This is a genomic window from Rhizobium sp. WSM1328, from assembly GCF_057653715.1.
Window position 1 is genome coordinate 16,796 of record NZ_JBYGKO010000003.1, and the last position, 23,705, is coordinate 40,500.

Here is a 23,705-nt window from a genome sequence, read left to right on the forward strand (position 1 = left end):
CAGTAGATGCGTAATGTCGGTGACAGTCGCATCGTTATGATGCGCACGCGCCGCCAAGGCGCCCGCCGTATAGCGATCCGTCCAGTAGCAAAAGGCCTGGCTATTTGCGCGATGCTGGAGGAATTCCCGTGAAGCCTCCCGTTTCCGTTTCACTGAATGTCAACGACGCTCTTTGGCGCGTTAGCGCGAAACCGGAAACACCGCTTCTTTACATCTTGCGTAACGACCTGTGCCTGAATGGACCGAAATATGGCTGTGGCCTGGGCGAATGCGGCGCCTGCGCGGTTCTGGTTGACGGCCGTCCGGTGCGCTCTTGTACTGTGCCGCTTGGCGCGATCGGCAAACGACGCGTGATCACGCTTGAGGGGCTGGCGGTGGATGGGCTTCTGCACCCGGTACAGCAGGCTTTCATCGAAGAGGCGGCGGCGCAATGCGGGTATTGCCTCAACGGCATGATCATCGCCACGGTTGGACTGCTTCAGCGAAATACGGATCCCGACGAGAGCGATATTCGCGATGCTCTGCGGCACCATCTCTGCCGGTGCGGAACGCATGTTGAGATACTGGCCGCTGTGCGGCGCGCCGTAACCCTCACCAAAGCCGGCCGGCCAGTCGACCCGATGACCGACGACATGACGGAGGTTTCGCGATGAACCACCGCGAAGCACCCAAGTCCGCCTACATGGCAGCCGCGAGCACGCTTCTCATTGTCAATGACGCGTCGATGGGCGACGCCGCCGAGCTTTATATCGCTGTCGGGGCCGATAGCCGGGTGACAGCGTTCAACGGCCACGTCGATCTCGGGACAGGCATCCGCACGTCGCTGGCGCAAATCGTCGCCGAAGAGCTCAGCGTGCCGTTCGAACAGGTGGACATGGTTCTCGGCACGACGACCGCCGCGCCCAATCAGGGGGCGACCATTGCCAGCGAAACCATCCAGATCACCGCAGTGCCGCTGCGCCAGGCCGCCGCGACCGCCCGTCACCATCTTCTCGTCAAGGCCGCCGAGAAGGTCGGCGTGCCGATTGAGCGGCTGCGGCTGGAGGACGGCATTATCCGTGCCGACGGCGGCGAGAACTGGCAGCTGAACTTCGGCGATGTTGTCGTCGGCAGCCATGTCAGGCTGTCGATCGACAGCAATGCGGCGCTGAAGCCGGCGTCGGACTATAAACTGGTTGGCTCGTCGCGCCCGCGCGTAGATATTCCCGAGAAGGCAACCGGGCGCTGGACCTATGTCCACGATGTGCGCGTGCCTGGCATGCTGCACGGCCGCGTTATCCGCCCGCCATATGCCGGATTCGATCATGGCGAGCATGTCGGAAACAGCTTGATCTCGATCGACGAGACCTCGGTCGCGCATATCGACGGGCTGGTCGGCGTGGTCGCCATCGGTGATTTCGTCGGTGTTGTCGCGACCCGCGAGGAAATCGCCATCGAGGCGTCCGGGAGCCTGAAGGTCGTGTGGCGCGCGCCGCCCGAGTGGCCGGATCTGAACATGCCGGAGAAGGCGCTGCGTGCCAATCCGTCGACGCCACGCAAGCTTGCCGATCGCGGCAATGTCGACATGGCATTGGCCGGTAGCGCCCAGCCGATGAACCGCACCTATGTCTGGCCTTACCAGATGCACGGTTCGATCGGCCCGTCCTGCGCGGTGGCCGATTACAATGACGCCGGGCTGACCGTCTGGTCGGGAACCCAGAACCCTTATCCCATGCGCCGCGATCTGGCGCTGCTGCTCGACATGCCGGAAGAGCAGATTAGGGTCGAGCGGCTGGAGGCGGCCGGCTGTTACGGCCGCAACTGCGCCGATGACGTAACAGCCGACGCGGCGCTGCTGTCGCGGGCCGTCAAGGCACCCGTCCGGGTCCAGCTGACGCGCGAACAGGAACATGCCTGGGAGCCGAAGGGCGCCGCCCAGATCATGGATGTGCGCGGCGGTCTCGACCTGGAGGGCGGTCCGTCCGCCTATGATTTCGAAACGCGCTATCCCTCCAATCTGGCGCCAACCCTTCCCCTGATCCTCACCGGCAAGCTGCCGCCCGTTTCCGACGTCGTGCAGATGGGCGATCGTACCGCCATCCCACCCTATGCCTACGGCAACCTGCGCGTAACCGTGCACGACATGCCGCCGATCGCACGCGCCTCCTGGTTCCGTGGCGTGTCGGCGATGCCGAATACATTCGCCCACGAATGCTACGTCGACGAGCTGGCCGCCGCCGCCGGCGTCGATCCGGTCGAGTACCGGCTCCGTTATCTCCACGACCCACGCGCCGTCGACCTGGTGCACGCGCTTGCCGAACGGGCGAAGTGGGTGCCGCATACGACGTGGGGCACGCTCAGCGGCGAAGGCGATCTGCTCTACGGCCGTGGATTTGCCTATGCCGTCTACGTCCACGGGCCGTTTCCGGGCAAGGCCGCCGCCTGGGCGGCATGGGTTGCCGATGTCGCCGTCAACAAGAAGACCGGCGAGATCGCGGTTACCAAGGTGACATGCGCGCAGGACTCGGGAATGATGATCAATCCCGACGGAGTGCGCCACCAGATCCACGGCAACATCATTCAGTCCACCAGCCGGGTGCTGAAGGAAAAGGTCGAATTTTCCTCGACCGCGGTGCAGTCGAAGGAATGGGGCGGCTATCCGCTGATTACCTTCCCCGAGGTACCTGATATCGACGTGCTGATGGTGCCGCGCCAGGACGAGCCGCCGCTCGGCGTCGGAGAGTCCGCATCCGTTCCCAGCGCCTCGGCCATCGCCAATGCCGTCTACGATGCCACCGGCATTCGTTTCCGCGAACTGCCGCTGACGCCGGAACTGGTCCTTGCCGCGCTGAACGGCAAGACGAACGAAACGCCGGCCACCCCGGTCGCGAAAAAGCGGAGGTGGTGGAACGTCGGCCTGTCGGCGATCGGCGCCGTCGCCGCTCTGTCCGGTATCGTGACCATGGCATCGCCATGGCGCCCGGCGATCGGCACCATCCAGCAGCCGGACGCCAATGTCTACAGCGCCGCCACCATCGAGCGCGGCCGGCTGGCGGCGGCGGCCGGCGCCTGCAATGTCTGCCATGTCGGAAACGACGGAACACCCTTTGCCGGTGGCCGGCGCTTCGACACGCCATTCGGCGCAGTTTATGCCACCAACATCACGCCCGATGTCCAAAGCGGCATCGGCGCTTGGTCCTACCCGGCCTTCGAACGTGCCATGCGCGAGGGCATCAGCCGCGACGGCCATCACCTCTATCCCGCGCACCCCTACACCTCGTTCGCCGGCGCCGAGGATGCCGATCTTCAGGCGCTCTACGCCTACATGATGACGCAGGCGCCGGTCGCCGAAAAGGCGCCTGAGACGAAGCTCAAATTCCCCTACAGCATACGCGCGATGATGGCGGGCTGGAACGCGCTGTTCCTGAAGGCGCAGCCGTTCAAATATGTCGAGACCCGCGATGCGCAGTGGAACAGGGGGGCCTATCTCGTCGAGACCCTGGGCCACTGTTCGGCCTGCCACACGGACCGAAATGCGCTCGGCGCGGAAAAGAGCGGCAGCGCCCGGCTTTCCGGCGGCTTTGCCGATGGCTGGGAGGCGCCCGCCCTGAATGCGTTCGCCAACGGCCCGGTCGGCTGGACGGCAGACGCCTTCTATGACTACCTGCGCACCGGACATTCGCGCGATCACGGCAGTGCCGCCGGCCCGATGGCGCATGTCGTCGAGGTCATGCAGCCGCTGCCGGACAGTGATATCCGCGCCATGGCCACATATCTCGCAAGCCTCAACGAGGCCCCCGCCGATAGCAAGGTGCAGAGCCAGGCTGCCCTTTCCGCGAGCGAAGCGGCCAAGGCTTCCGCCGCGCGCATATCGCCGAAGGGCGAGCCGCTGTTTAATGGCGCCTGCGCCACATGCCACACTGGAAACACGATCCTGTCGTCGCTGGCGCTCAACAGCAATCTTCATGCGGAGACCCCGGACAATCTCATCCAGGCAATCCTGAAGGGTGTCGAGGCGCCGGCAATCCTGGCGCAGACCACCGGCCGTCAAGCCCCTGAAGTGATGTCGATGCCGGCTTTCCGCCAGACGCTGAACGACGGCCAGATCAAGGATCTCGCCGATTATCTGAGAGCGCGCTTCGCCCCCGACAAGCCGGCCTGGACGGAAACGACCAAAGCCATGCAACGCGTAACGGCAGCAAGCCACTAGGGAGAGACGAGTTGGAGCAGATCCGAACCGGACAGGATATCGGCCGCCGCGACTTGTTCGAGAACCCGACAGCCGCGTTTCGCCCGTCGGCCTACTGGTTCTGGCATTCGATCCCGACAGAGGACGTTTGCCATGCGCAGCTCGCCGATTTCAAACAGAAGGGGATCGGCACGATCCTGATCCAGGCCCGTCTCGCAATGTCGCGCGATGACTACCTGTCGCCGGCCTATCTGGACGCCTATCGTGTTGCGGCTGGGATTGCCGGCAAGCTGCGGCTGAAGCTCGGAATCTACGACGATTACAACTGGATCAGCGGTCACGCCGGCGGCCGGACGGTCGTGGACCGCGATGACCTGCGCGAGCGCCACCTGTTCTGGTCGTCCTCGGGAGAGGCGCGGGGCGACATCAGCGGCGTCCATCCGCCGTTCACCCGGACGATGGGCCCCGATATCGTCGCGTGGCAGTATGAGGGCAGCATCGTCGAGTGGTGCGAATGGACCGTCGAGGCAGCGCTACTGCATCCGTCGGCCGGCATCGACAGTCTCGATCAGGTGGTCGACGTCACGGCGCGGACATTCGTCGTCGAAAGCGACCGAACGTCGTGCACCTACCTGTTTGACGGCGTGCCCGATGGGGGGCAGGTGCTCACGGTGTTCGTCAGCGCCCGGTCGAGGACCTCGCGGCTGATCAATTATCTCCTGCCGGAGGCTGCGGAGCGGTTCGTCGAAGTCGGACTCGATCCGCTGATCGAGGCGCTTGGTGATCTCGTGCCCGATCCCGTCGGCTTCGTGTTCTACGACCAGCCGGCGGCGGGTTTCTACAAGTGGAGCCAGATCTCCGGTGACCTTGGCAACAGCCTGCTCTATGCGCCGACCCTGCCGGACGTCGTGTCGCGCGGCACAGGCGAAACCTTCGCCAGGGCCCTGCTGGCGCTGGTGCGTGGCGTCGGACCTGAAACCCTGCGGCTGCGCGCCCAATTCTACGCCGCCTATTCGGCCCTGATGAACGAGGCCTTCTCCGGCACGTTGCGCCGATGGGCCGAGGGTAGGGGGATCGTCCTTACCGGGCACGAGATCCTGCCGCATATCAGTTCCTGGTCGCTGAACGGCGGTTTTACCAGCATCGACCCCAGGGTGGCGCTTGCCGTGGATTTCTTCGGCATCGATGCCTACCGGCACGAGACGGCCGTTGATTGCAACAATTTCGTGGCGCAGCTGGCGCCGAAGCTCGGCGACTCCGTTGCCCGTTCGAATGGTCGCAGCCGATGCGTCGTCGAAACTTATGCCAGCGCCGAGCGAACGCCCGTGCGTGCCGCCGGGCAATGGGAACTGACGCTGGAGACGATGCGGGCGCAGGCCATCCGGCTTCACTGCCTCGGGACCCGGCAATTCCTCTGGCACGGCGTCTACCAGACGGACGGGCGCGACAACGATCCGACGCCGTTTTCCAATCCACGTTTCGATTTCGGGCCGGGCATCAATTTCGAGCCGTGGTGGAGCTACCACGATCTGTTTGCCGAGGAGACGGCACGGATTTCCGCCTTCATCGAGGGGGCCACGCCCCGCACGCCGGTTGCGATCCTTTATCCTCTTCATACAGGCTTCGCAGAAGGGCCGCGCCACAGCCATGCAACCCATATCGGCGCCTGGTGCGAAGGGCTCTTAGCAGAAGGCTGCGACTTCATGTTCGTCAGCGAGGCCGATTTGGCGACCGCTACGATCAAGAACGGCCGCCTGCGCGCGTCCGGCCTTGTTTTCGATGCTGTCGTTCTGCCGTCCGTCACCGTGCTCGAGACGACGAAGACCTTGCACATGCTCGCCGTCTTCAAGGCGGCGGGTGGTGCTGTCTGGTCTTCAGGCGAGCGGCTCTCCACCGTCTGCGATGGCGCAGCGGGGCGTGCCGTCGGCACGTCGATCCATCTCGAAGGAATGCCTGGCAAAGGCGACATCACCGCTCTGTTGCAGTCGCTTCGGTCATCGGGTCCAGATCTTGCCTGTCATTCCACGGGCAGACCCTGGCAATGGGTGGGGTATGAGGCCGCTGGTTGGTGGCGGGTCGTGTTGTTCAACGATGGCGCATCGCACCTCATCAGTGAGATTTCCTTCGGCGACGGTTTCGCGTGCGAGGTCTGGTCCGCGACGACGGGAGACGTGGGAAAGGCAACCGCCTTCAGCCACCTGACAGTCGCGCTCGCGCCCCAGGAGGTGCAATGCATTCGACTGGGCGAGACGACGCAGAAGACCACCGTGCAAGGCCATCTCGAGCACCAGCCGCTGCTTGCCGCGGCTCGTGCCATATCGCTTGTCGACGGCTGGAGCTTCGCGCCGGGCCCTGACGCGGGATTCGTGCCGATCTCGGTGGTTGCAGGGTGGGAAACGCAGGGTTTTGCCGGTTTCTCCGGTACCGGCATTTATCGGCTGGCGCTCGAAATCGGCGATGAGGCCGAGTGGGTCCTCGAATTGCCCGAGGTCCACACGGTGGTCGCGGCGCTGCTCGATGGCCGGCAGATCGATCGAAGAGGCTGGCGCCCCTACCGCTTTGCTCTGGGGCGGCTGCTTCCAGGCGTCCATTCGCTGGAACTGCGCGTCGCCAACACGGCCGCAAATCGCTACTACATCAACACGCCTTATCTCGGTGACACCGCCGACAAGAGCGGCTTGTCCGCCGCACCGAAGCTCATCCAGCTGGCAAACTGACCGGAAGTTACAGACCCATGCTACAACATTCGACGATACCCCTGATGCGTGCCTGGAACAGCTGGTCCAACCGGCCGGCCGAAACGGTCTTCCTGCCGCTCGGCGTGCGGATCACACCGGTTCTCTATTCGACCCGCAGCAAGACGACCTCCGCGATCGAGCCGCGACGCGATATGGTTCGCCTCGGCCGTCACACCATCGACGGCTCGCTGATCGAGCTGGAGACCGAGCTCAGCGGCACGACGGTCGCCTTTTCTACGACGAAGACAGACCCCTTCGCCATCCGCGGCAGCTGGAACGGCAAGGTATCGGCCGAGTGGGGACTGCGATTCTGGCTGACGCTGGCAATCTCCTCAGATGCCGGCGAGGTGGTGGTCCATGACGCGGGCCGCAACATCACGTTGGTGAAGGTCGGAACGCGCTTCGTGGCGGTCGCGACCGCCGAGGCGCCGGTGCACGTCACCGGCCACGAGACGATCGACGCGCTGCGGACCGACTTCGAGGAAAACGGTTATTTCTATACCGCCACCCGCAGGAGCGAAGCGCCGTTGATTGCCCTGCGTTTCAATCTTGAGATGATGCGCCAGGGCGCCTATGCCGCAGGCGTCGCCGATAGTGCCGAATTGGCGATCGCCAAGGCGCAGGCATGCCTTGCCGCCGGCGCGCCAGCTGCGATCGCCGATGCGCAGACCGGCATGTTCGAGGGCGCGCTCGATGCGATGCGTGACGTCGTCGCCTGGAACACCATCTGGGACGAAACCAACGCGCGTTCCTACACCGCGGTCACCCGCATCTGGAACCTCGGGAAATTTGCCGTCTGGTTCAACGACCAGATTTTCGCCGCCCTTCTTGCGGGCGTGTTCGACGCCGATCTGGCGCGCGAGAACATGGCGACCGCGATGGCCGGCGCAACCCCGCAGGGCAATATCGCCTGCATCGTCACCTCCAACGATGCCTGGGTCGATCGCAGCCAGCTGCCGTTCGGCGCACTGGTCGTCTGGCAGCTCTACCAGCGGACCGGCGAGCGGTCGATGATCCAGGCAAGTTACGAGGCGCTGGTGCGCAATCGGCGCTGGTGGCAGGACAACCGCGATCCGGACGGTTTCGGCCTGCTGTCCTGCGGCACCTCCGACGTGGGCGATGGCCTCTACAAGGGGACGGCCTTTGCCGCGCGCAACGAGACCGGCATGGACAATTCCGCGACCCATGACGAGGCGATCTACGATCCCGTCACCCGGACGCTGTCGACCTTCGATCTCGGCCTCAACTGCGCGGCCGCTCTCGATGCCGAGATGCTTTCGAAAATGGCCGCCGTGCTCGGCAAGCATGACGATGCCCGCGAATTCGCCGCTCTGGCCGAGCGTCACCGGACGCTGATCTCGCAGACGCTCTGGGACGAGAGCCGCGGCATCTTCGCCAATCGCCAGCGGCGCGGCGGTTTCGTGCGCTCGCTGTCGCCGACCAGCTTCTACCCGCTGCTGTGCGGCGCCGCGACGCCGGCGCAGGCGGAGCGTCTGCTCGAGCATCTGAGCGACGAGACGACCTTCGGCGGTGATTTCGTGCTGCCGAACGCAACGCGAGACGATCCGGCCTTCGCCGACAACGTCTACTGGCGCGGCCGCATCTGGCCGAACGTCAACTATATGGTCTGGCTCGGCCTGCGGCGCTACGGCTTCGTGGCGGCGGCGAGCAAGCTGGCAAGCCAGAGCTACGACCTGTTCATGAAGAATTGGCGCGAGCATCGTATCGCCTCCGAAAACTACAATGCCGTCACCGGCGAGGCGATGGACCAAGGCGATACCGATCCATTCTACATCTGGGCCGCCATGCTGCCGCTGATGGCTGCCAGTGAGATTGTTGACTTCGATCCGTGGACCGGATGGACGATGCGCCATGCCGGCCGGGATGTGGTGCTCGGACCTATGGTCTCGCCGTCGGGAACGCTCGAGCTGGTCGTCAAGTCCGGAACCCTGGTGATGACATTGAACGGGCGCGCAGCACTGAAGACAGATCTGCACACTACGCTGTCGCGCATCGTCTTCGCCAACGGGCGGGTGGCCTGCACGATTGCTCCGGTCTCCGAGGCAGGTTTCATCGAGTTGCCAGGCTTGGCATTGGGCGATGTTCTTGCCGCCCGTATCAACGGGCAGGACATCAACTATGTGTCGGGCGGCGACGGAATACGCGTCATGATTGCTGAACACGCGGAGGATCGCCGGCTCGACGTCTATTTTTCATCGTCAAGCGCTCACTAAAGCAAGGCAGTGCTTGACAGGTCTCGATTCCTCACAGATAGTTTGTGTACATATAAAATAAAAGACTGATGCTAAAGTCAGAGGGTTGAACGAACAGCTTGCAGGAGATCCGTGGATTCATGCCGGCCGCTCAGTGAAGTGATGTACTATTCTTACAGAAGTGGTGTGCCGCTGCGTCGCAGCGCGCGCTTCATTTCGCCGAGACGTCAGTGCTCCACGGACAATGCTCATCTGCTTTTAGTATGCATACAAATGATTAAGCGCGCTTTAGCACGTGTTTGTTTTCAAGCTAGCCGATCCGTTGAGGTCGATGACCGCGGGTCATGATGGTCCATAACTGTGTATCTTCAAGAGGGGTGCCACAATGACTGAACTCACCAGACGCAACACAATGAAGTTGATGTCCGCAGCACTGATTGCTGGCGTCAGCATCTCCACCTTGCCGCGCAAAGCCTTTTCGGCCGGATCCATCACGGTCCTCAACTGGCAGGGCTACGGCACCGACGAAGCCTGGTCGCTGAAGGCTTTCACCGAAAAGACGGGCATCACAGTCGTCCATGACTACTACAGCTCGGAATCGGAAATGCTGACCAAGATGCGCACGAATCCGGGCGCCTACGATCTTGTTATCCTCAACGCTGCGCGTTGCGCCCAGGCGGTTGCCGAAGACCTGCTGCAGCCGATCGATTTCAGCAAGGTTCCAAACGCGTCAACAGTCGACGAGACCCTGCGCGCCAACCCGAACTTCAGCAAGGACGGCAAGGGTTATGCCGTTCCGTGGGTCTGGGGCATGACCTCGCTTGCCATCCGTGAAGGCATGACCGTTCCCGACAGTTACGCGGTCCTCGCCGACCCGGCCTATAAGGGCCGTGTTGCCATGGACGACGACGCCATCATCAATGTCGGCGTTGGCGCGCTGATGAGCGGGCAGGACATCAACGATCCCAAGGATCTGGCTGCTGTTACGGCCGCGCTGAAATCGATCAAGCCGAACGTCAAGTTGCTGTGGTCGACGGAAGATCAGTGGAACAAGTCGTTCGCCGCCAAGGAATTCGACCTGTCGCTGTTCTGGTCGGGCGGCTCGGTGCGATCCAAGCGCGTTTCTAAACTTCCGGTTCAGTTCGTAGTGCCTAAGGAAGGCGGCGTCGGTTGGGTCGATGGTCTCGGTGTTCCGGCATCGGCTCCGAATCCAGAAGGTGCTCTTGCCTTCGTCAACTGGATGATCGATCCGATATTCTATGTCGAATGGGCAACCAAGATTGGAGCCCCCGCTTCTTCAAATTCGGCAGCCCTTTCAGCACTTCCTGCCGACGATCTCACCCGCCTGGTACACAAGACCGAATATTTGAAGACCACGTCCTTTGTCTCGGGCATTCCCGACGACCGGCGCGAAGCCTTCAACAATATCTGGCAGGAAGTGAAAGCCTTCTATGCAGAATGATCGTCTGATATCAGCGTCAGAGCGCGGACCTTCGGGTCCGCGCAGCCGGCGCCCACTCCCGCCATGGGTTTCGACGACGGCGCTGCTGCTGCCGACCTATGGGTGGCTGACACTTGCCGTCTTTCTGCCGCTGCTGACCATGTTCGTGTTCAGCTTCATGTCGGCGACACCGATGGGCAAGACCCCGATCGTCTTTACGCTGAAGCAGTACCGCGCGTTCATCGATCAACCCTATCTGGTCGGGATCGGCATCACGTCGCTGCTGATCGGCTTCTGGACGACGCTGTTCTGCGCCGTGCTTGGTTTCCTGGCGGCCGTGGCGCTGGTCCGCTCGACCTTCGGCAAGACGCGCGAGATGTTGTTGATCCTCATTCTCCTGCCATTCTGGACCAACGGTCTTGTGCGCGTCTTTTCGTGGACCATGGTGCTGCGCGAAAACGGCTTTCTCGACAGTCTGCTGCATATGATTGTTCCGGACGCGGGTTCCATCGGCTTTCTCTACACGCGCTATGCCGTGGTGGTTGGTCTTGTTCACGGTTATCTGCCGTACATGATCCTGACCTGCTACATAGCGCTGGTGGCCATCGACGACGCGATCATTGAGGCTGCTTCAAGCCTCGGCGCGCGCTGGTGGACCATCCTGTTCAAGATTTTGATGCCGCTTGCGGCTCCCGGCCTGATCTCCGGCGCCGTTTTGATCTTCATTCCGGTCATCGGTTCATTCATGGAACCGCGCATTCTGGGCGGTCGTGTCGGCGTGACCATGGGAACGGTGATCGAGGATCAGTTCACCCAGGCCTTCAACTGGCCTTTGGGCGCATCGTTGTCCTTTACGCTGCTGGCGGTCGTGCTCGCAATTTTCGCAACCTTCTCCGGTGTCCTGCGCCGCGGAACGGTCGCTTGAGGAAGGGATCATGAAAACGCTCGGTCCAATCTATCTCATCGCCATCCTCATCTTCCTCTACACGCCCATTCTCGTGATGATGGCGATGGGGTTCAACGCTTCGCCACTTTACGAACTGCCATTCCATTTCTCGCTGCAATGGTACGACGCGCTCTGGGACAACAGCATCCTTCTGACGGCGGGTCTGAACAGCCTGGTGATCGCGAGTATCACCGCGGTTCTGGCGACGGCTTTGGGCACCATGGCGTCCGTTGCGCTGTCGCGCCGGACCTTTCGCGGCAGAAGTCTCCTGCAACTGATGCTGCTGCCGCCGATTGCCATTCCCTGGCTGATCACCGGCACGGCCATGCTGATCTTCTTTTATTGGACCGGTATCGGGCGCGGCATGCATGCCCTGTTGATCGGCCATGTGGCACTCGCCATCCCCTACGTTGTTCTGGTCGTCGGCACGGGCTTCAAGACAATCCGCGCCGACCTTGAAGAAGCCGCGATGAGCCTTGGTTCGACGCCGGTTCACGCCTTCTTCTCGGTGACGCTACCGCTGCTTTATCCGAGCATCCTTGGCGCCGCGCTCTTCGCCTTCGCAGTGTCGCTCGACCAGTTCGTGATTTCCTACTTCCTCGCAACGCCCGGGTACACCACCCTGCCGGTGCAGATCTACTCCTCGATCCGCAAGGGCTTCACCCCTGAAATCAACGCGATCTCCACCGTGCTTCTGCTCGGCTCGATGACGATCATCCTGATTTTTGCGCGCTTCGCCAAGCCCGGAGACACAAGTGACAAACGTTAAAGTCAATTCCGTCGCCAAGACCTACGGCAGCACACCGGTCCTGTCCGATATCACCACCGAATTCCCTGAAGGCTCTTTCACCAGCCTTCTCGGCCCATCCGGCTCCGGCAAGACCACGCTGCTGCGCATCATCGCGGGCTTTATCAAGCCCGACCAGGGCGTCGTCACGATCGGCAACAATGATGTCACCGACATTCCGGTCTGGGGCCGTAACATCGGCATGATGTTCCAGTCCTACGCGCTGTTCCCGCATATGACGATTGCCCAGAACGTCGCCTTCGGTCTCGAACGCCGGGGCATCAAGGGCGCCGCCGCCCGCAAGGAAGTCGACCGCGCGCTGGAAATGGTGCATCTGCCTGGCTTTGCCGATCGCATGCCCAAGCAGCTGTCCGGGGGCCAGCAGCAGCGCGTTGCGCTGGCCCGCGCCATGGTCATCAAGCCGAGCGTGCTGCTCCTCGACGAGCCGCTGTCGGCGCTCGATCGGCGCCTGCGCCAGGAAATGCAGGTCGAACTGCTGCGCATCCAGCGCGAAAGCGGCCTGACGACGATCTTCGTCACCCACGACCAGGAAGAGGCGCTGACGCTGTCCGATAAGGTAGCGATCCTCGACAAGGGCCGCATCGTCCAGATCGGCGAGCCGGAAACCGTCTATGAGAGACCGCTGACGCGCTTTGCCGCCGAATTCCTCGGCGATTCCAACTTCCTCACCGGCACCGTGGAGAACGGCGCTGTGCGTCTCGCCGATGGGACGGTAGTTCAGACCACCGGCACGTTGCCATCAAGCGGCTCGAACGTCACGCTCGCGGTGCGCCCGGAGAAGATGTCGATCGCATCGGGTCCGACGGATGGCAACAGCCTGACGGCGCGCATCACCACCGTCATCTACGCAGGTCCCGTGCTGTCCTATCTGCTGGAGACGGCGGACGGTCTGCCGCTGAAGCTGTTTGCACAGAACCGCGATGGCAAGGTCCTGAGCGATGGCGACACCATCACCCTGACCTGGGCCGCGGAACACACCGTCCCGGTGGCCGACTGATGATGGCACCCGCGCCACTCTCCAGGAATGCGCTGCATGTCGTCATCGACATGCAGCGGCTCTTCGCCGAGCAAACGGCGTGGTATACGCCAGCGATCGAAGGCATCCTTCCCAATGTGGTGGCGCTGAGCAAAGCGCGGCCCGCTGAGACTGTCTTTGCTCGCTTCATGGTGCCACAAAATGCCGAAGGTGCAACGGGCCGCTGGAAGACCTACTATCGTCGCTGGTCATCGGTGACGCTGGATGAGCTCGATATCGCCATGCTGGATCTGGTCGCACCGCTTACAGCGATCGCCGCTCCAGGCTCCATCGTCGACAAAAAGACCTACTCGGTCTTTGGCTCGCCCGCGTTTACTGCGCGCTTGCAAGGATCGGCAACGGACACGCTGATTTTCTCGGGCGTCGAGACCGACGTCTGCGTCTACGCCAGCGTTCTTGATGCGGTCGACGCCGGCTACCGGGTCATCCTCGCCGAAGACGCACTGGCAAGCGGCGACTTGAAGGCGCACGCCATGGTCATCGAGATCCTGGCGCCAAGGCTTTCGGAGCAGATTGAAATTCTGACGACAGAAGCCATTCTGAAATTATGGCTAGAGTAAATTCGGCAGCGCCATTGCCGGTCACCACGACGAACAGGCAGATTTGAGAGATCCTATGGACGTTCCGTTCAAAGACAAAGGCGGCCGACAAAAGACCGCAACGACCGAGACGCCCGGCCAGCAGGCACAGTATGCGCTTGGCGAGCAGATCGGCTTCTATCTGCGCCAGGCCAACCAGCGGCACGTGGCGATCTTTGCGAGCCTGATGGCGGAGAAGCTGACCACCACCCAATGGGCGGCGCTGGTCAGGCTGAAGGACCTGCAGCCCTGTTCGCAGGGCAATCTCGGCCGCGAGACCGCCATGGATATGGCGACCATCAAGGGCGTCGTCGATCGACTGGTGAAGCGTGGCCTCGTTCACACCGCCCCCGACGCGACCGACGCGCGCCGGCTGGTGCTGACGCTGACGCCGGAAGGCGAGGTGACGGTCGCCCGCAACCTGTCGGTCGCGCTGCAGATCTCGCAGGAAACGCTGAGCACGCTGACGCTTGCCGAGCGGATGATGCTGATGGAACTCCTTCAGAAGATCTGTTGACACACGCCTGATCCGCAGTACCGGAGACCAATCATGTTCCAGCCGAGCGACGCTGACATTCGAGCGCTTGTCGATCAGATGACGGTGGCCGAAAAAGTCGATCTCCTGAGCGGGCGTGGCCTGTGGAAGACGGCATCGATCAGCAGGCTCGATGTTCCTTCGATCGTCATGACCGATGGGGCCTATGGGGTGCGCTACTCGACCACCCAGATCGACGCCGGCGACAACGACGAAGACAGTCTGCGGGCGTTCCTCGATCTCGTCGGGCAACAGGGCGACGGATCGGGCGGCATGTTCGGTGCCACCCGTCCAGCCACGTGCTTTCCCAACGGCAATCTGCTCGGCTGTTCCTGGGATATTGATCTTGCCTATCGCATGGGCGCTGCACTGGCGGCCGAGTGCCAGGATTTCGGGGTTCATCTGCTTTTGGGCCCCGGCATCAACATAAGGCGCACGCCGCTGGCCGGGCGGGCCTACGAATATTATTCCGAGGATCCTGTTATCAGCGGCGACATGGCGGCGGCCGTCGTCTGCGGATTGCAGGATAACGGCGTCGGCGCCTCGCTCAAGCATTTCGCCTGCAATAATTCCGAAATCGAGCGAACCACGACCAGTTCCGATGTCGATGAACGCGCCCTGCGCGAAATATACTTGGCAGGCTTCGAGCGGGCCATCGAAAAGAGCGCGCCGTGGACCGTGATGAGCGCTTATAATCCGCTGAACGGCATCCAGGCCGCCGAACATCATTGGCTGTTGCGAACCGTGCTGCGCGGTGAATGGGGCTATGACGGGCTTGTCCTGTCAGACTGGCACGCGATCAAGGATCGTGGCGCTGCACTCGATGCCGGCACCGAACTCGACATGCCGGAAAGCAAGCCCCGCAAAGCGCGTCTCCATGCGGCGATCAACGCCGGCGACGTGGCGCCCGAGGTGATCGATGCGGCTTGCGCCAATGTTCTGGCGTTCGTGCGCAAATGCAAGTCGAGCGAGCGGCGCGGCACGCCGGCGGATTTCGAGGCGCATCATGTGCTGGCGCGCGACATCGCGGCGGAATCGATCGTGCTGCTGCGCAATGAGGGCCAGGCGCTGCCGCTCGATCCCGGCGAGCCGGGTGAGCTTCTCATTGTCGGCGACGGCGCCGTCACTCCTGTTATCCAAGGCTCCGGCTCGGCCACCACCAATCCCTATCGCGTCGACAGTCCGTTCGTTCAGATTGCCGCGCGGGCAGGAGACAGCCTGAAGGTCCGGCATCTGCCCTTCTCGCCGGTCGCGCAGCCCGACGTGACTGCGTCGATCGAGGCGATCGTCGAAGCCGCGGAGCGTGCCGATGTAGTTGTCATGTTTGCGGAAAACGAGAAGAGCCGTCACGGCGAGGGCAACGACCGCGACACACTGAAGCTCGCCGCCAGCCACGATGCACTCATCACGGCGTTGTCGGCGACAGGTCGCAAGCTCGTCGTCGTGCTCTCGATGCCAGACACGGTCGAGATGCCGTGGATCGGGGATGTCGACGCCGTCCTGGCCAGTTTCTATGCCGGGCAGGGCGGTGGCGAAGCACTGGCCCGCATCCTGTTTGGCGAGCAGAACCCGTGCGGCAAGCTCTCCGCCAGCATGCCGGTTCGCATGCAGGATATTCCGGGCTGGCACACCTATCCGGGCGAGCATGGCCGGCATGTCTATAGCGAGGGCATTTTCGTCGGTTACCGGTTCTACGATCTGAAGGCGATGACTCCAGTCTTTCCGTTCGGACATGGGCTCAGCTACACCACGTTCGCCTATGAGGATCTCAGGCTCGATACGCACGAGATCACGCCCGGCGCCGGCTGCACCGCCGCCCTTACCATTCGCAACACAGGTACGGTTGCCGGCAAGGAAATCGTGCAACTCTATGTCCGGCCGATTAAGCCGGGTCTCAAACGACCCGTCCGTGAGCTCAAGTCTTTCACCAAGCTTCATCTGGCGCCAGGAGAAGCGAAGAGGGTAACGCTTGGCCTGGCGCAGCGCGATTTCCAGTATTTCGACACGTCGCGTTCGGCTTGGGTTCTCGATGCCGAGGCCTTTGTAATCGAAGCGGCTGCATCCTCCAGAGACATCCGCTTGTCGATCACCTTGCCATGCAGGTCAGAGGCTCCGGCGCTGCCGACGATTTCGGCCAATTCTCCGACAGCGCTTGTCTTTGCCCACCCGAACGCCGAGGCCGCTCTCGTTGGTTTCTTCGTCAGCAGGCTTTCGATCTCCGCTGCCGAAGCCATGGCCCTTCTTGCCAAGACAAAGGGCTCCTTTCTCGGCTTCTACGACACTTTGAGCTGGTATGTAGGAGACAGCGTCAAAGAGGCGGATATTGCCGAAGTCTTTTCAGAACTAAACCAACACTAGATTGAGGCCCGCAGGAATGACCATCCAGACGAACCTGACCGACCCGCTGCTGACGGCCGAGCACTGGATGGAAACGGGCCGTGCTGTTGCGATTGCGACGGTGATCGAGACGTGGGGTTCGGCGCCGCGTCCGGTTGGCAGTCATCTGGTGGTCGATGGTGATGGCAACTTCGAGGGTTCGGTTTCCGGTGGCTGCGTCGAGGGTGCGGTGGTTACCGCCGCTGCCGAGGTAATTGCCGCCGGCAAGGCGCAGATGCTGGAATTCGGCGTTGCGGACGAGACCGCCTGGCGCGCCGGGCTGTCGTGCGGTGGGCGCATCCGTGTCTTTGTCGAGAGGCTCGGCTGATGCTCCGCGACAGCCTGCAGCGTCTGAACGCCGCGCGCCGGAAGCGTCTCGCCGTCGTGCTGCTGACAGATTTTCGGGGAGAAGAGCATATCTTCCTGGAAGGGGATCCGGTCGAGCCGCCATTTGCCGCGCTCGTCGAAGGCGCCTTTCGGTCTGGCCGCTCGATGGCTTTCGACACGATAGATGCCAGCGGCTTCCTCAATGTCTACATACCTGCCCCGCGCATCGCCGTCATCGGCGCCGTCCATATCAGCCAGTATCTGACGCCGATGGCAAGGTTGGCCGGCTTCGATGTGCGCATCATCGATCCGCGCACAGCCTTTGCGACGCATGATCGCTTTCCCGATGCGCAGATGTGCACCGATTGGCCCGTCGATGCGTTGATGGCGGATCCACTCGACCGCTATACCGCCTTAGTCGCACTCACCCACGATCCCAAGATCGATGATTTTCCCTTGGCCGAGGCATTGCGCACAGGCTGCTTCTATATCGGCGCGCTCGGCAGCCGAAAGACCCACGCAGCGCGGACAGGCCGCCTTGCCGCATACGGCTTCGGTGCCGATGCGCTTTCGACGATCCACGCGCCGATCGGGCTCGACATCGGCGCATCCAATCCAGCTGAGATCGCCGTAGCGATCCTTGCTCAGGTCATCAAAGCGCTTCGCACGAGCAGCCGCCAGACGATGCCTGCGTAGCGCCTATGGAGAGGCTCACCCTCCGACGATGACGCAGATGGAAAATAGCTTGCCTGGACGCTAAGCTGCTGCACGTTCGCGACCTCGTAACCTGGAGCTCGTCGACGGAGGACGCTGCGGCGCTGGTGGGATCGGGAAAGAGATGGGAGCAAAGCCGAATGTATCAATCGTCGTGCTGGCGGCTGGCTTGGCAACGCGCATGGGCTCGAATGGCGGGCACAAGCTGTTGGCCATGTTTGACGGAATGCCGCTCGTGCGTCGCTCGGCTTTGGTCGCCAAGGCCAGTAGCGCCGTTTCCATCGTCGTCGTCGTCGGCCATCGGCAAGACGATATCCGGGACGTTCTCACCGGCCTGCCCCTGCATATTATCGTCAATCCAGACTACCGAGCGGGCATGTCGAGTTCACTGGCGGCCGGATTTGCCGCTGCTGTAGCCGACGGCGCCGATGGTGTTCTGATGTTGCTTGCCGATATGCCAGGCATTTCTACAGACAATCTGAATCAGCTGATTGACGCGTTCCAAGTCGCGGACGGCGCCGCAATCGTTTGCGCCGCCTCTGAGGGTATGCGAGGCAACCCGGTAATCTTGCCACGGTCCCTTAACGACAGCGTTCTGCGCTTGAGGGGCGATATCGGTGCCCGTGACCTGATCAGAACATCGGGGCTGCAGGTCATTGAGGTCGAGATAGGAACCGCGGCGCTAACCGATGTCGATACCGCCGAGGCGATTATCGCTGCCGGTGGCATTCCTGTTGAGGACTGCTAAGCGATGCCGCCGCTCGACCCAGCGGATTCTCACGGCTTCTGAGCGCCTGCGGTGAAGAGTCCACGTCACCGTGGTCATCCGTCATGCAGTCTTAGCCCGATGAGGACTGTCGTCAGGTTTGAATAATATCACCTTTATGTCGAAACCCGCGTGAAGATCACACACGCGAAATTGTTCATAGCTGTTGAACGAGATCGCCGGACTAGGTGAGCTCAGATTGTTGGAAGCTCTTCCACCTCTCCAGTTTTTTCATTACGAATTCCACAGTTGAAGCCTTGTGCAGCCAATCCCGCTTGCGTCCCGCAAGATCGCTCCCGATGTCGTCGGCGCTCAGTTCGCCCGCAAGATGCGAAAGACGTAGTCGTTAGTTCGAAACCTGCTCAAGAGCAGGGTTCTGGTGAACCTCTCGCGCTTTTGAAACCATTTGCAATCCCCGGCAATTGGCGCCAATCAATCGACCGCAACGGTGAAGCGCTTGAAATCCATCAGCGGAAAACCATCTGACGCGCGACTTCTGCAAAATGGGGATTATCGATGACGACATTCGACGAGCGGCAGCCTGAGCAACATGCATTCGAAGCGGATGTCAGTCGGCTCCTGCACATGATGGTGCATTCGGTTTATTCCGACAAAGATATCTTCCTCCGGGAATTGATCTCGAACGCGGCGGATGCCTGCGAAAAGCTGCGCTACGACTCGCTTTCCCAGCCGCAACTCTCGGCCGACGGCATACAGCCTGGAATTCTCGTGACCCTCAATGAAGAGGCGCTGACGCTTGTCGTCGAGGACAACGGCATCGGCATGAGCCGGAGCGAGATGATCGACGCGCTTGGCACGATCGCGCGCTCGGGGACAAAGGCATTCATGGAGCGGATTGAGGCTGCTAAGGCCGGCGAGAAGGCTGAACTGATCGGTCAATTCGGCGTCGGATTCTATTCCTCGTTCATGGTGGCAGACAAGGTCGATGTGATCTCGCGGCGTGCGGGTCAGGAGGAAGCCTGGAAGTGGTCGTCTGACGGCAAGGGAAGCTACGACATCGTCGCGGCCGATTCCGTCGAGGCGCCGACGAGCGGTACCCGCGTCGTTCTGCATCTCATGGAAGATGCAAAAAGATACACCAACAAGTGGACTGTCGAAAAGATCATTCGCGATCAGTCCGGCCACGTACCTGTTCCCATTCGCCTCGTCGATAAGGAAGCGGCCGAGCCGTCGCAGATCTCCGATGGTGCCGCGCTCTGGACCAAGCAGAAGAGCGAAATTTCCAAACAGGATTACGACGATTTCTACCGTGGCGTTTCGGGTCAATACGATGAGCCGCTGACCAACGTGCATTTCCGCGCCGAGGGCCGGCATGAATATACGACGCTGGCCTTCGTACCCGGTTCCCAGCCTTTCGATCTGTTTGATCCGGATCGCAAGGGTCGGATGAAGCTCTACGTGAAGCGCGTCTTCATCACCGATGACGCCGAGTTACTGCCGCGTTACCTCCGGTTCGTGCGCGGTATCGTCGATACGTCCGATCTGCCGCTCAACATTTCCCGTGAGATGATCCAGGAGAGCCCGGTTCTCACGGCGATCCGTAAAGGCGTAACCAGCCGGATCCTTACCGCATTGGAGAAAATGGCCGACAGCGAAACCGAGACGTTCGGCATATTCTGGGGCCTCTTCGGGGCAATCGTCAAGGAAGGTATCTACGAAGACTTCGAGCGCCGCCCGCAATTGCTCAAGCTGGCGCGTTTCCACACAACTGCTGTCGAAGGCGCGACACGGAGCCTGACGGAATACGTGGCAGCCATGAAGGAGGGGCAGTCGTCTATCTTTTACATCAGCGGCTCGAACCTGGAGCAGTTGAATGGTTCACCACAGCTCGAGGGCTTCCGGGCCAAGGGGATCGAAGTGCTGCTTTTGACCGATTCCGTAGACAGCTTCTGGCCCACCAATGTCTCTGATTTCGAGGGCAAGTTATTCAAATCGGTCACCCAGGGCCTTGCCGATTTGAATAACATCGCCGGCGAGGCAGGCATCGACGAGCAAAAACAGGAAGCCTCTTCCGAGGTTGCCGCTTTTATCGATTTCGCGCGCGGTGCTCTCGGCCAGGAGGTTGCCGATGTGCGTGTCTCCGGTCGATTGACGGAAAGTGCGGTCTGCCTGGTCGCTTCCGAGCACGGGCCTGATCGACAACTTGAGAAAATGCTCCAGGGGGCAGGGCGGCTGCAGACGGCTTCGAAGCCCGTCTTAGAAATCAACGCACAGAGCCAGCTCGTCAGAAGCATCGCATCGATGGACGATCATGCCTTTCGTGAGGATGCAGCTTGGCTCCTCCTCGATGAGGCCCGCATTCTTGATGGCGACAAGCCGGCGAACCCACGGGCATTTGCGGAGCGGCAGGCAAGACTGTTTGCCTTGGCGATGGGACACGGCAAATAAAGGCTCACTACGGATCTTGGCCCATTCGGGCCGAGATCCCTTATGCGTATAAAGACCAACTGCCCCGTTCCTGATCTCTTCGACCAGGCGGTCGAAAATTGGTACGCGAACCGAACTCCGGCGCAATTCCCGATAGTCGGCGATGTTATAGCCGTTATGGGACATCGGTGAGCTGTGGCATGTTGGAAGTGTGTCCTCTCTCGGAATCAGTATCAGCCCAGGGAGGGCGTTTGGAAGCGGCAACGTTCGCTCCATATGAGCCCACTGGAGCCTGTTGTCGTCTCAGCTCCCGTGGCTCTGGTGTCGCCAGGGTATGGACCAACGGCGCAATAGTCGTTATTCGCACGCCATGTTGCGATGCTGAAAACGTCGCTGAAACATCACCGCAGATACCCAAGGCTCTTTTAAAGTGAAAAAAGTGCAGCGCAGCTTTGCCGTCGAGTACAAATCAGGTCGGCGAAAACTCAACTCCAAACCGAGCTCGATCTGGGCAGACACGGATCTCAAGTCCGTTGCGCAAGATATGCAGGACGAGGCAATGCCATTTATGTCATTGTCTCCTCAGGCACGAAGCACCGCAATGCTTGTATCCGAAGAAGAACAGGCCGGGCCATTATTGACACTGCCGATCGAGCAAGAGACAAATGCATCGGCTTTACAGGAGACCATAATGGCCGACGAAAAAGATACGACAACCAATGCTAACACGCCGGCCGCCGCGGCGCTCGATGTACCGAAGAAGGTGCGCAAACCTCGCGCCAAGAAGGTGGTGGCTGAAACCGCCTCAGCCGCCGTTTCTTTGCAACCGGCAGCGGCTTCGGGTGCCAAAGCTGGAAAGCAGACGAGAGGACGCAAAGCAAAGCCTGACGAAGGGACGACGAGTGCCAAGCGTGTACCTGTCAAACGTGCTCCGAAGGCTGTGTCGATAGCGGCTGCACCGTCGGTGGCGGCAGTTGATGAGATCGCGGATCTTCTGCAGCTCGAAGAGGAAAACCAGAGACTGCGCAAGCTGCTGGCGGAGAAGCTCCGCGCTGAAAATGCCGATCTGCGAAAGCGACTCAACCTCGGTTGATCGGCAGCAGACGGTCAAGCGCTGGCCGCATTCTCATGCTTATTGAAGTTTAGATATTGGCGGCGGTTCGTTCTGCCGCCAACGTTTTTGCTCGCAGTTTGCATACGCAGTAGAATTCGAGGTCGAATAAAATGGCGTCTCCATGGAAACTTCTTGCTGGGCTGGTGTCACGGCGACGCCCGCAGAAGCAAGAACACGGCTCGACCGATGATGTGAAGCCGGACGTATCAGCCGTCGCCGAGCCGACTGAAACGGCAACCGACAACCGGTCGAAAGCCGCAGACCGCGCGGCCAGCGAAAAGCCGGTCACTCACGAACAACACAAGGCGGTGTCGCATCATGCCGAAGAAGCGGTAAGCAGTGTTGATGACACGGCAGATGTCGAAAGCGCCATGCTGGAGAATGCGGTTGATCCGGCCTTATCCAATGAGGCCGACGCAGCCAGGCACCCCTCACCAAAGGCATTGCCAGTAGGCGAAGTTCCAACGCGAAAGCGCAGCAGGCGGAGCAACAAAGCGAAAACGATTGCTGTCGTTCTTCCACCTTCTCCAGGCGCTACCGCTGTTTCTGACGACGCAGTCAGTCTGGATGGAGAAATCAGGCTGCTCCGGGATCAGCTGGCGACGAAGCTTAGGCTGCAAAACGCACAACTGAAGAGGATGCTGGATCGGTTCGAGCGGTGAAATTGTCATTTCCTTCGTACCCATCGCGGCCATATTGCCTGGCTAGGAACGGGTATGAGCTGGGTTTCCCATCAAGAGCAAAGACTCGAACTCTCAGCGGTCGGGCGTTCGACTGCCGAGGACAAACTGGTACCGCTCTGGTCGAATAAAAAATTCAGACTTTTCGGCGCAAGCGCCGGTTTCGAAATAGGAACTCCGTTCCAGCACAAGCAGGACCGCATTTTCAGCGGCTCCAATCAGCGATGTTATCCGAGGCGAGACAGCACGCGCCCCGATCGCAATCTCAGCGGAGACAATGTCGGCGCCGGCTTTGTCTTTCAGTAGTGCATAAGTTGGTTGCCGTTCGGCGATCTCTCGCTCCAGCTCTGACATGAACGCCGGCAAGAAGCTTCGGCCCAATGCAATCGGCTCGTCATTCACCACATGAAGCCGTTCCAGAAGTGCGCATGTCGTTCCGAACAGCGGGATGAAAGCAGATGGTGTTTCAATTGCGGTCAACTCGACGATCCGCATCGTAGCATCGAAGCCTTGGACTTTCAGCGATTCATGAAAGCTACGCAGTGTATCAATTTGATGGCGCACCTGCTTGCCGGCCACGAAAGTGCCTTTGCCTTTCCGGCGTTCGATCAGCCCATCCCTATCGAGTTGTTGGAGCGCCAGCCGCACGGTGACGCGACTGACTGTGAAGCGTTCCATAATTTGCGATTCCGACGGGAGCCGTCCGGACGGCTCGTAGGCGCCTTCGGTGATCTCGGCACGAAGCCGATCGGCGATCTGCAGATACATAGGCACCGGGTTATTGCGGATGAGACTCATCTATTTTCCATAGGGTCGAAAACACCACGAAGCAGCGAAGCTTTGGAATAGCGTTCCCTTTTGCTGCCACACAAGGGGA

At 61.1% G+C, this 23,705-nt stretch carries 18 protein-coding genes; 17 read left to right on the plus strand and 1 reads right to left on the minus strand.

Annotation, left to right across the window (positions count from 1 at the left end; translation table 11 throughout):
* Positions 1–128 precede the first annotated feature (128 nt).
* The 17 genes from AC2444_RS27770 to AC2444_RS27850 all read left to right on the plus strand — a co-directional run bounded on the left by AC2444_RS27770 (position 129) and on the right by AC2444_RS27850 (position 22,810).
* Complete coding sequence (locus AC2444_RS27770) at positions 129–653, plus strand: (2Fe-2S)-binding protein (protein ID WP_128450373.1); 525 nt, start codon at positions 129–131, stop codon at positions 651–653.
* Positions 650–4,189, plus strand: coding sequence for a molybdopterin cofactor-binding domain-containing protein (locus tag AC2444_RS27775; protein ID WP_128450374.1), 3,540 nt, complete (start codon positions 650–652; stop codon positions 4,187–4,189). Before AC2444_RS27770 ends, AC2444_RS27775 begins: the two co-directional genes overlap by 4 nt.
* A gap of 11 nt (positions 4,190–4,200) precedes the next feature.
* Positions 4,201–6,885: a carbohydrate-binding protein gene (locus tag AC2444_RS27780; protein WP_128450375.1), complete on the plus strand. Its 2,685-nt coding sequence runs from the start codon at positions 4,201–4,203 to the stop codon at positions 6,883–6,885.
* Positions 6,886–6,902: 17 nt separating this feature from the next.
* A complete protein-coding gene (locus AC2444_RS27785; RefSeq protein WP_128450376.1) occupies positions 6,903–9,140 on the plus strand; it encodes an MGH1-like glycoside hydrolase domain-containing protein in 2,238 nt (745 codons plus the stop codon).
* A gap of 364 nt (positions 9,141–9,504) precedes the next feature.
* Positions 9,505–10,581, plus strand: coding sequence for an ABC transporter substrate-binding protein (locus AC2444_RS27790; RefSeq protein ID WP_003554938.1), 1,077 nt, complete (start codon positions 9,505–9,507; stop codon positions 10,579–10,581).
* Positions 10,571–11,485: an ABC transporter permease gene (locus AC2444_RS27795; protein ID WP_113548373.1), complete on the plus strand. Its 915-nt coding sequence runs from the start codon at positions 10,571–10,573 to the stop codon at positions 11,483–11,485. The genes AC2444_RS27790 and AC2444_RS27795 overlap by 11 nt, the downstream gene beginning before the upstream one ends.
* Before the next feature lie 10 nt (positions 11,486–11,495).
* Positions 11,496–12,275 (plus strand): ABC transporter permease, encoded by a 780-nt coding sequence (locus tag AC2444_RS27800; RefSeq protein WP_003554934.1) that lies wholly within the window; start codon positions 11,496–11,498, stop codon positions 12,273–12,275.
* On the plus strand, positions 12,262–13,311 hold the full coding sequence (locus tag AC2444_RS27805) for an ABC transporter ATP-binding protein (RefSeq protein ID WP_113548372.1): 1,050 nt from the start codon (positions 12,262–12,264) through the stop codon (positions 13,309–13,311). Before AC2444_RS27800 ends, AC2444_RS27805 begins: the two co-directional genes overlap by 14 nt.
* Complete coding sequence (locus tag AC2444_RS27810; protein WP_128450377.1) at positions 13,311–13,910, plus strand: cysteine hydrolase family protein; 600 nt, start codon at positions 13,311–13,313, stop codon at positions 13,908–13,910. The genes AC2444_RS27805 and AC2444_RS27810 overlap by 1 nt, the downstream gene beginning before the upstream one ends.
* A 55-nt stretch (positions 13,911–13,965) precedes the next feature.
* Entirely contained in the window at positions 13,966–14,445 is a 480-nt protein-coding gene (locus AC2444_RS27815; protein WP_128450378.1) for a MarR family winged helix-turn-helix transcriptional regulator, read from the plus strand.
* 33 nt (positions 14,446–14,478) lie between these two features.
* Entirely contained in the window at positions 14,479–16,821 is a 2,343-nt protein-coding gene (locus tag AC2444_RS27820) for a beta-glucosidase family protein (RefSeq protein WP_128450379.1), read from the plus strand.
* Positions 16,822–16,837: 16 nt separating this feature from the next.
* Positions 16,838–17,167: an XdhC family protein gene (locus tag AC2444_RS27825; protein WP_012759937.1), complete on the plus strand. Its 330-nt coding sequence runs from the start codon at positions 16,838–16,840 to the stop codon at positions 17,165–17,167.
* Complete coding sequence (locus tag AC2444_RS27830; protein ID WP_128450380.1) at positions 17,167–17,862, plus strand: XdhC family protein; 696 nt, start codon at positions 17,167–17,169, stop codon at positions 17,860–17,862. The genes AC2444_RS27825 and AC2444_RS27830 overlap by 1 nt, the downstream gene beginning before the upstream one ends.
* A gap of 142 nt (positions 17,863–18,004) precedes the next feature.
* The gene (locus AC2444_RS27835) at positions 18,005–18,628 is read left to right on the plus strand and encodes a nucleotidyltransferase family protein (RefSeq protein ID WP_113548367.1); all 624 of its coding nucleotides are present in this window, start codon (positions 18,005–18,007) and stop codon (positions 18,626–18,628) included.
* A 534-nt stretch (positions 18,629–19,162) separates the two neighbouring features.
* Positions 19,163–21,055: a molecular chaperone HtpG gene (gene htpG / locus AC2444_RS27840; protein WP_128450381.1), complete on the plus strand. Its 1,893-nt coding sequence runs from the start codon at positions 19,163–19,165 to the stop codon at positions 21,053–21,055.
* Between the two features lie 409 nt (positions 21,056–21,464).
* The gene (locus AC2444_RS27845) at positions 21,465–22,127 is read left to right on the plus strand and encodes a transcriptional regulator (RefSeq protein ID WP_128450382.1); all 663 of its coding nucleotides are present in this window, start codon (positions 21,465–21,467) and stop codon (positions 22,125–22,127) included.
* Positions 22,128–22,258: 131 nt separating this feature from the next.
* A complete protein-coding gene (locus tag AC2444_RS27850; protein ID WP_128450383.1) occupies positions 22,259–22,810 on the plus strand; it encodes a hypothetical protein in 552 nt (183 codons plus the stop codon).
* 93 nt (positions 22,811–22,903) lie between these two features.
* Here AC2444_RS27850 and AC2444_RS27855 read toward each other — a convergent pair whose 3' ends face one another.
* Positions 22,904–23,626 (minus strand): GntR family transcriptional regulator, encoded by a 723-nt coding sequence (locus AC2444_RS27855; RefSeq protein ID WP_128450384.1) that lies wholly within the window; start codon positions 23,624–23,626, stop codon positions 22,904–22,906.
* Positions 23,627–23,705: the final 79 nt, after the last annotated feature.

What these genes read in the sequence shown, in the direction of transcription:
- AC2444_RS27775 (WP_128450374.1), top strand. Translation starts at nt 650, where the DNA reads ATGAACCACCGCGAAGCACCCAAGTCCGCCTACATGGCAGCCGCGAGC.
- AC2444_RS27815 (WP_128450378.1), top strand. Translation starts at nt 13,966, where the DNA reads ATGGACGTTCCGTTCAAAGACAAAGGCGGCCGACAAAAGACCGCAACG.
- AC2444_RS27800 (WP_003554934.1), top strand. Translation starts at nt 11,496, where the DNA reads ATGAAAACGCTCGGTCCAATCTATCTCATCGCCATCCTCATCTTCCTC.
- AC2444_RS27820 (WP_128450379.1), top strand. Translation starts at nt 14,479, where the DNA reads ATGTTCCAGCCGAGCGACGCTGACATTCGAGCGCTTGTCGATCAGATG.
- htpG (WP_128450381.1), top strand. Translation starts at nt 19,163, where the DNA reads ATGACGACATTCGACGAGCGGCAGCCTGAGCAACATGCATTCGAAGCG.
- AC2444_RS27850 (WP_128450383.1), top strand. Translation starts at nt 22,259, where the DNA reads ATGGCGTCTCCATGGAAACTTCTTGCTGGGCTGGTGTCACGGCGACGC.
- AC2444_RS27790 (WP_003554938.1), top strand. Translation starts at nt 9,505, where the DNA reads ATGACTGAACTCACCAGACGCAACACAATGAAGTTGATGTCCGCAGCA.
- AC2444_RS27835 (WP_113548367.1), top strand. Translation starts at nt 18,005, where the DNA reads ATGGGAGCAAAGCCGAATGTATCAATCGTCGTGCTGGCGGCTGGCTTG.
- AC2444_RS27795 (WP_113548373.1), top strand. Translation starts at nt 10,571, where the DNA reads ATGCAGAATGATCGTCTGATATCAGCGTCAGAGCGCGGACCTTCGGGT.
- AC2444_RS27855 (WP_128450384.1), bottom strand. Translation starts at nt 23,626, where the DNA reads ATGAGTCTCATCCGCAATAACCCGGTGCCTATGTATCTGCAGATCGCC.
- AC2444_RS27785 (WP_128450376.1), top strand. Translation starts at nt 6,903, where the DNA reads ATGCTACAACATTCGACGATACCCCTGATGCGTGCCTGGAACAGCTGG.
- AC2444_RS27830 (WP_128450380.1), top strand. Translation starts at nt 17,167, where the DNA reads ATGCTCCGCGACAGCCTGCAGCGTCTGAACGCCGCGCGCCGGAAGCGT.
- AC2444_RS27825 (WP_012759937.1), top strand. Translation starts at nt 16,838, where the DNA reads ATGACCATCCAGACGAACCTGACCGACCCGCTGCTGACGGCCGAGCAC.
- AC2444_RS27810 (WP_128450377.1), top strand. Translation starts at nt 13,311, where the DNA reads ATGATGGCACCCGCGCCACTCTCCAGGAATGCGCTGCATGTCGTCATC.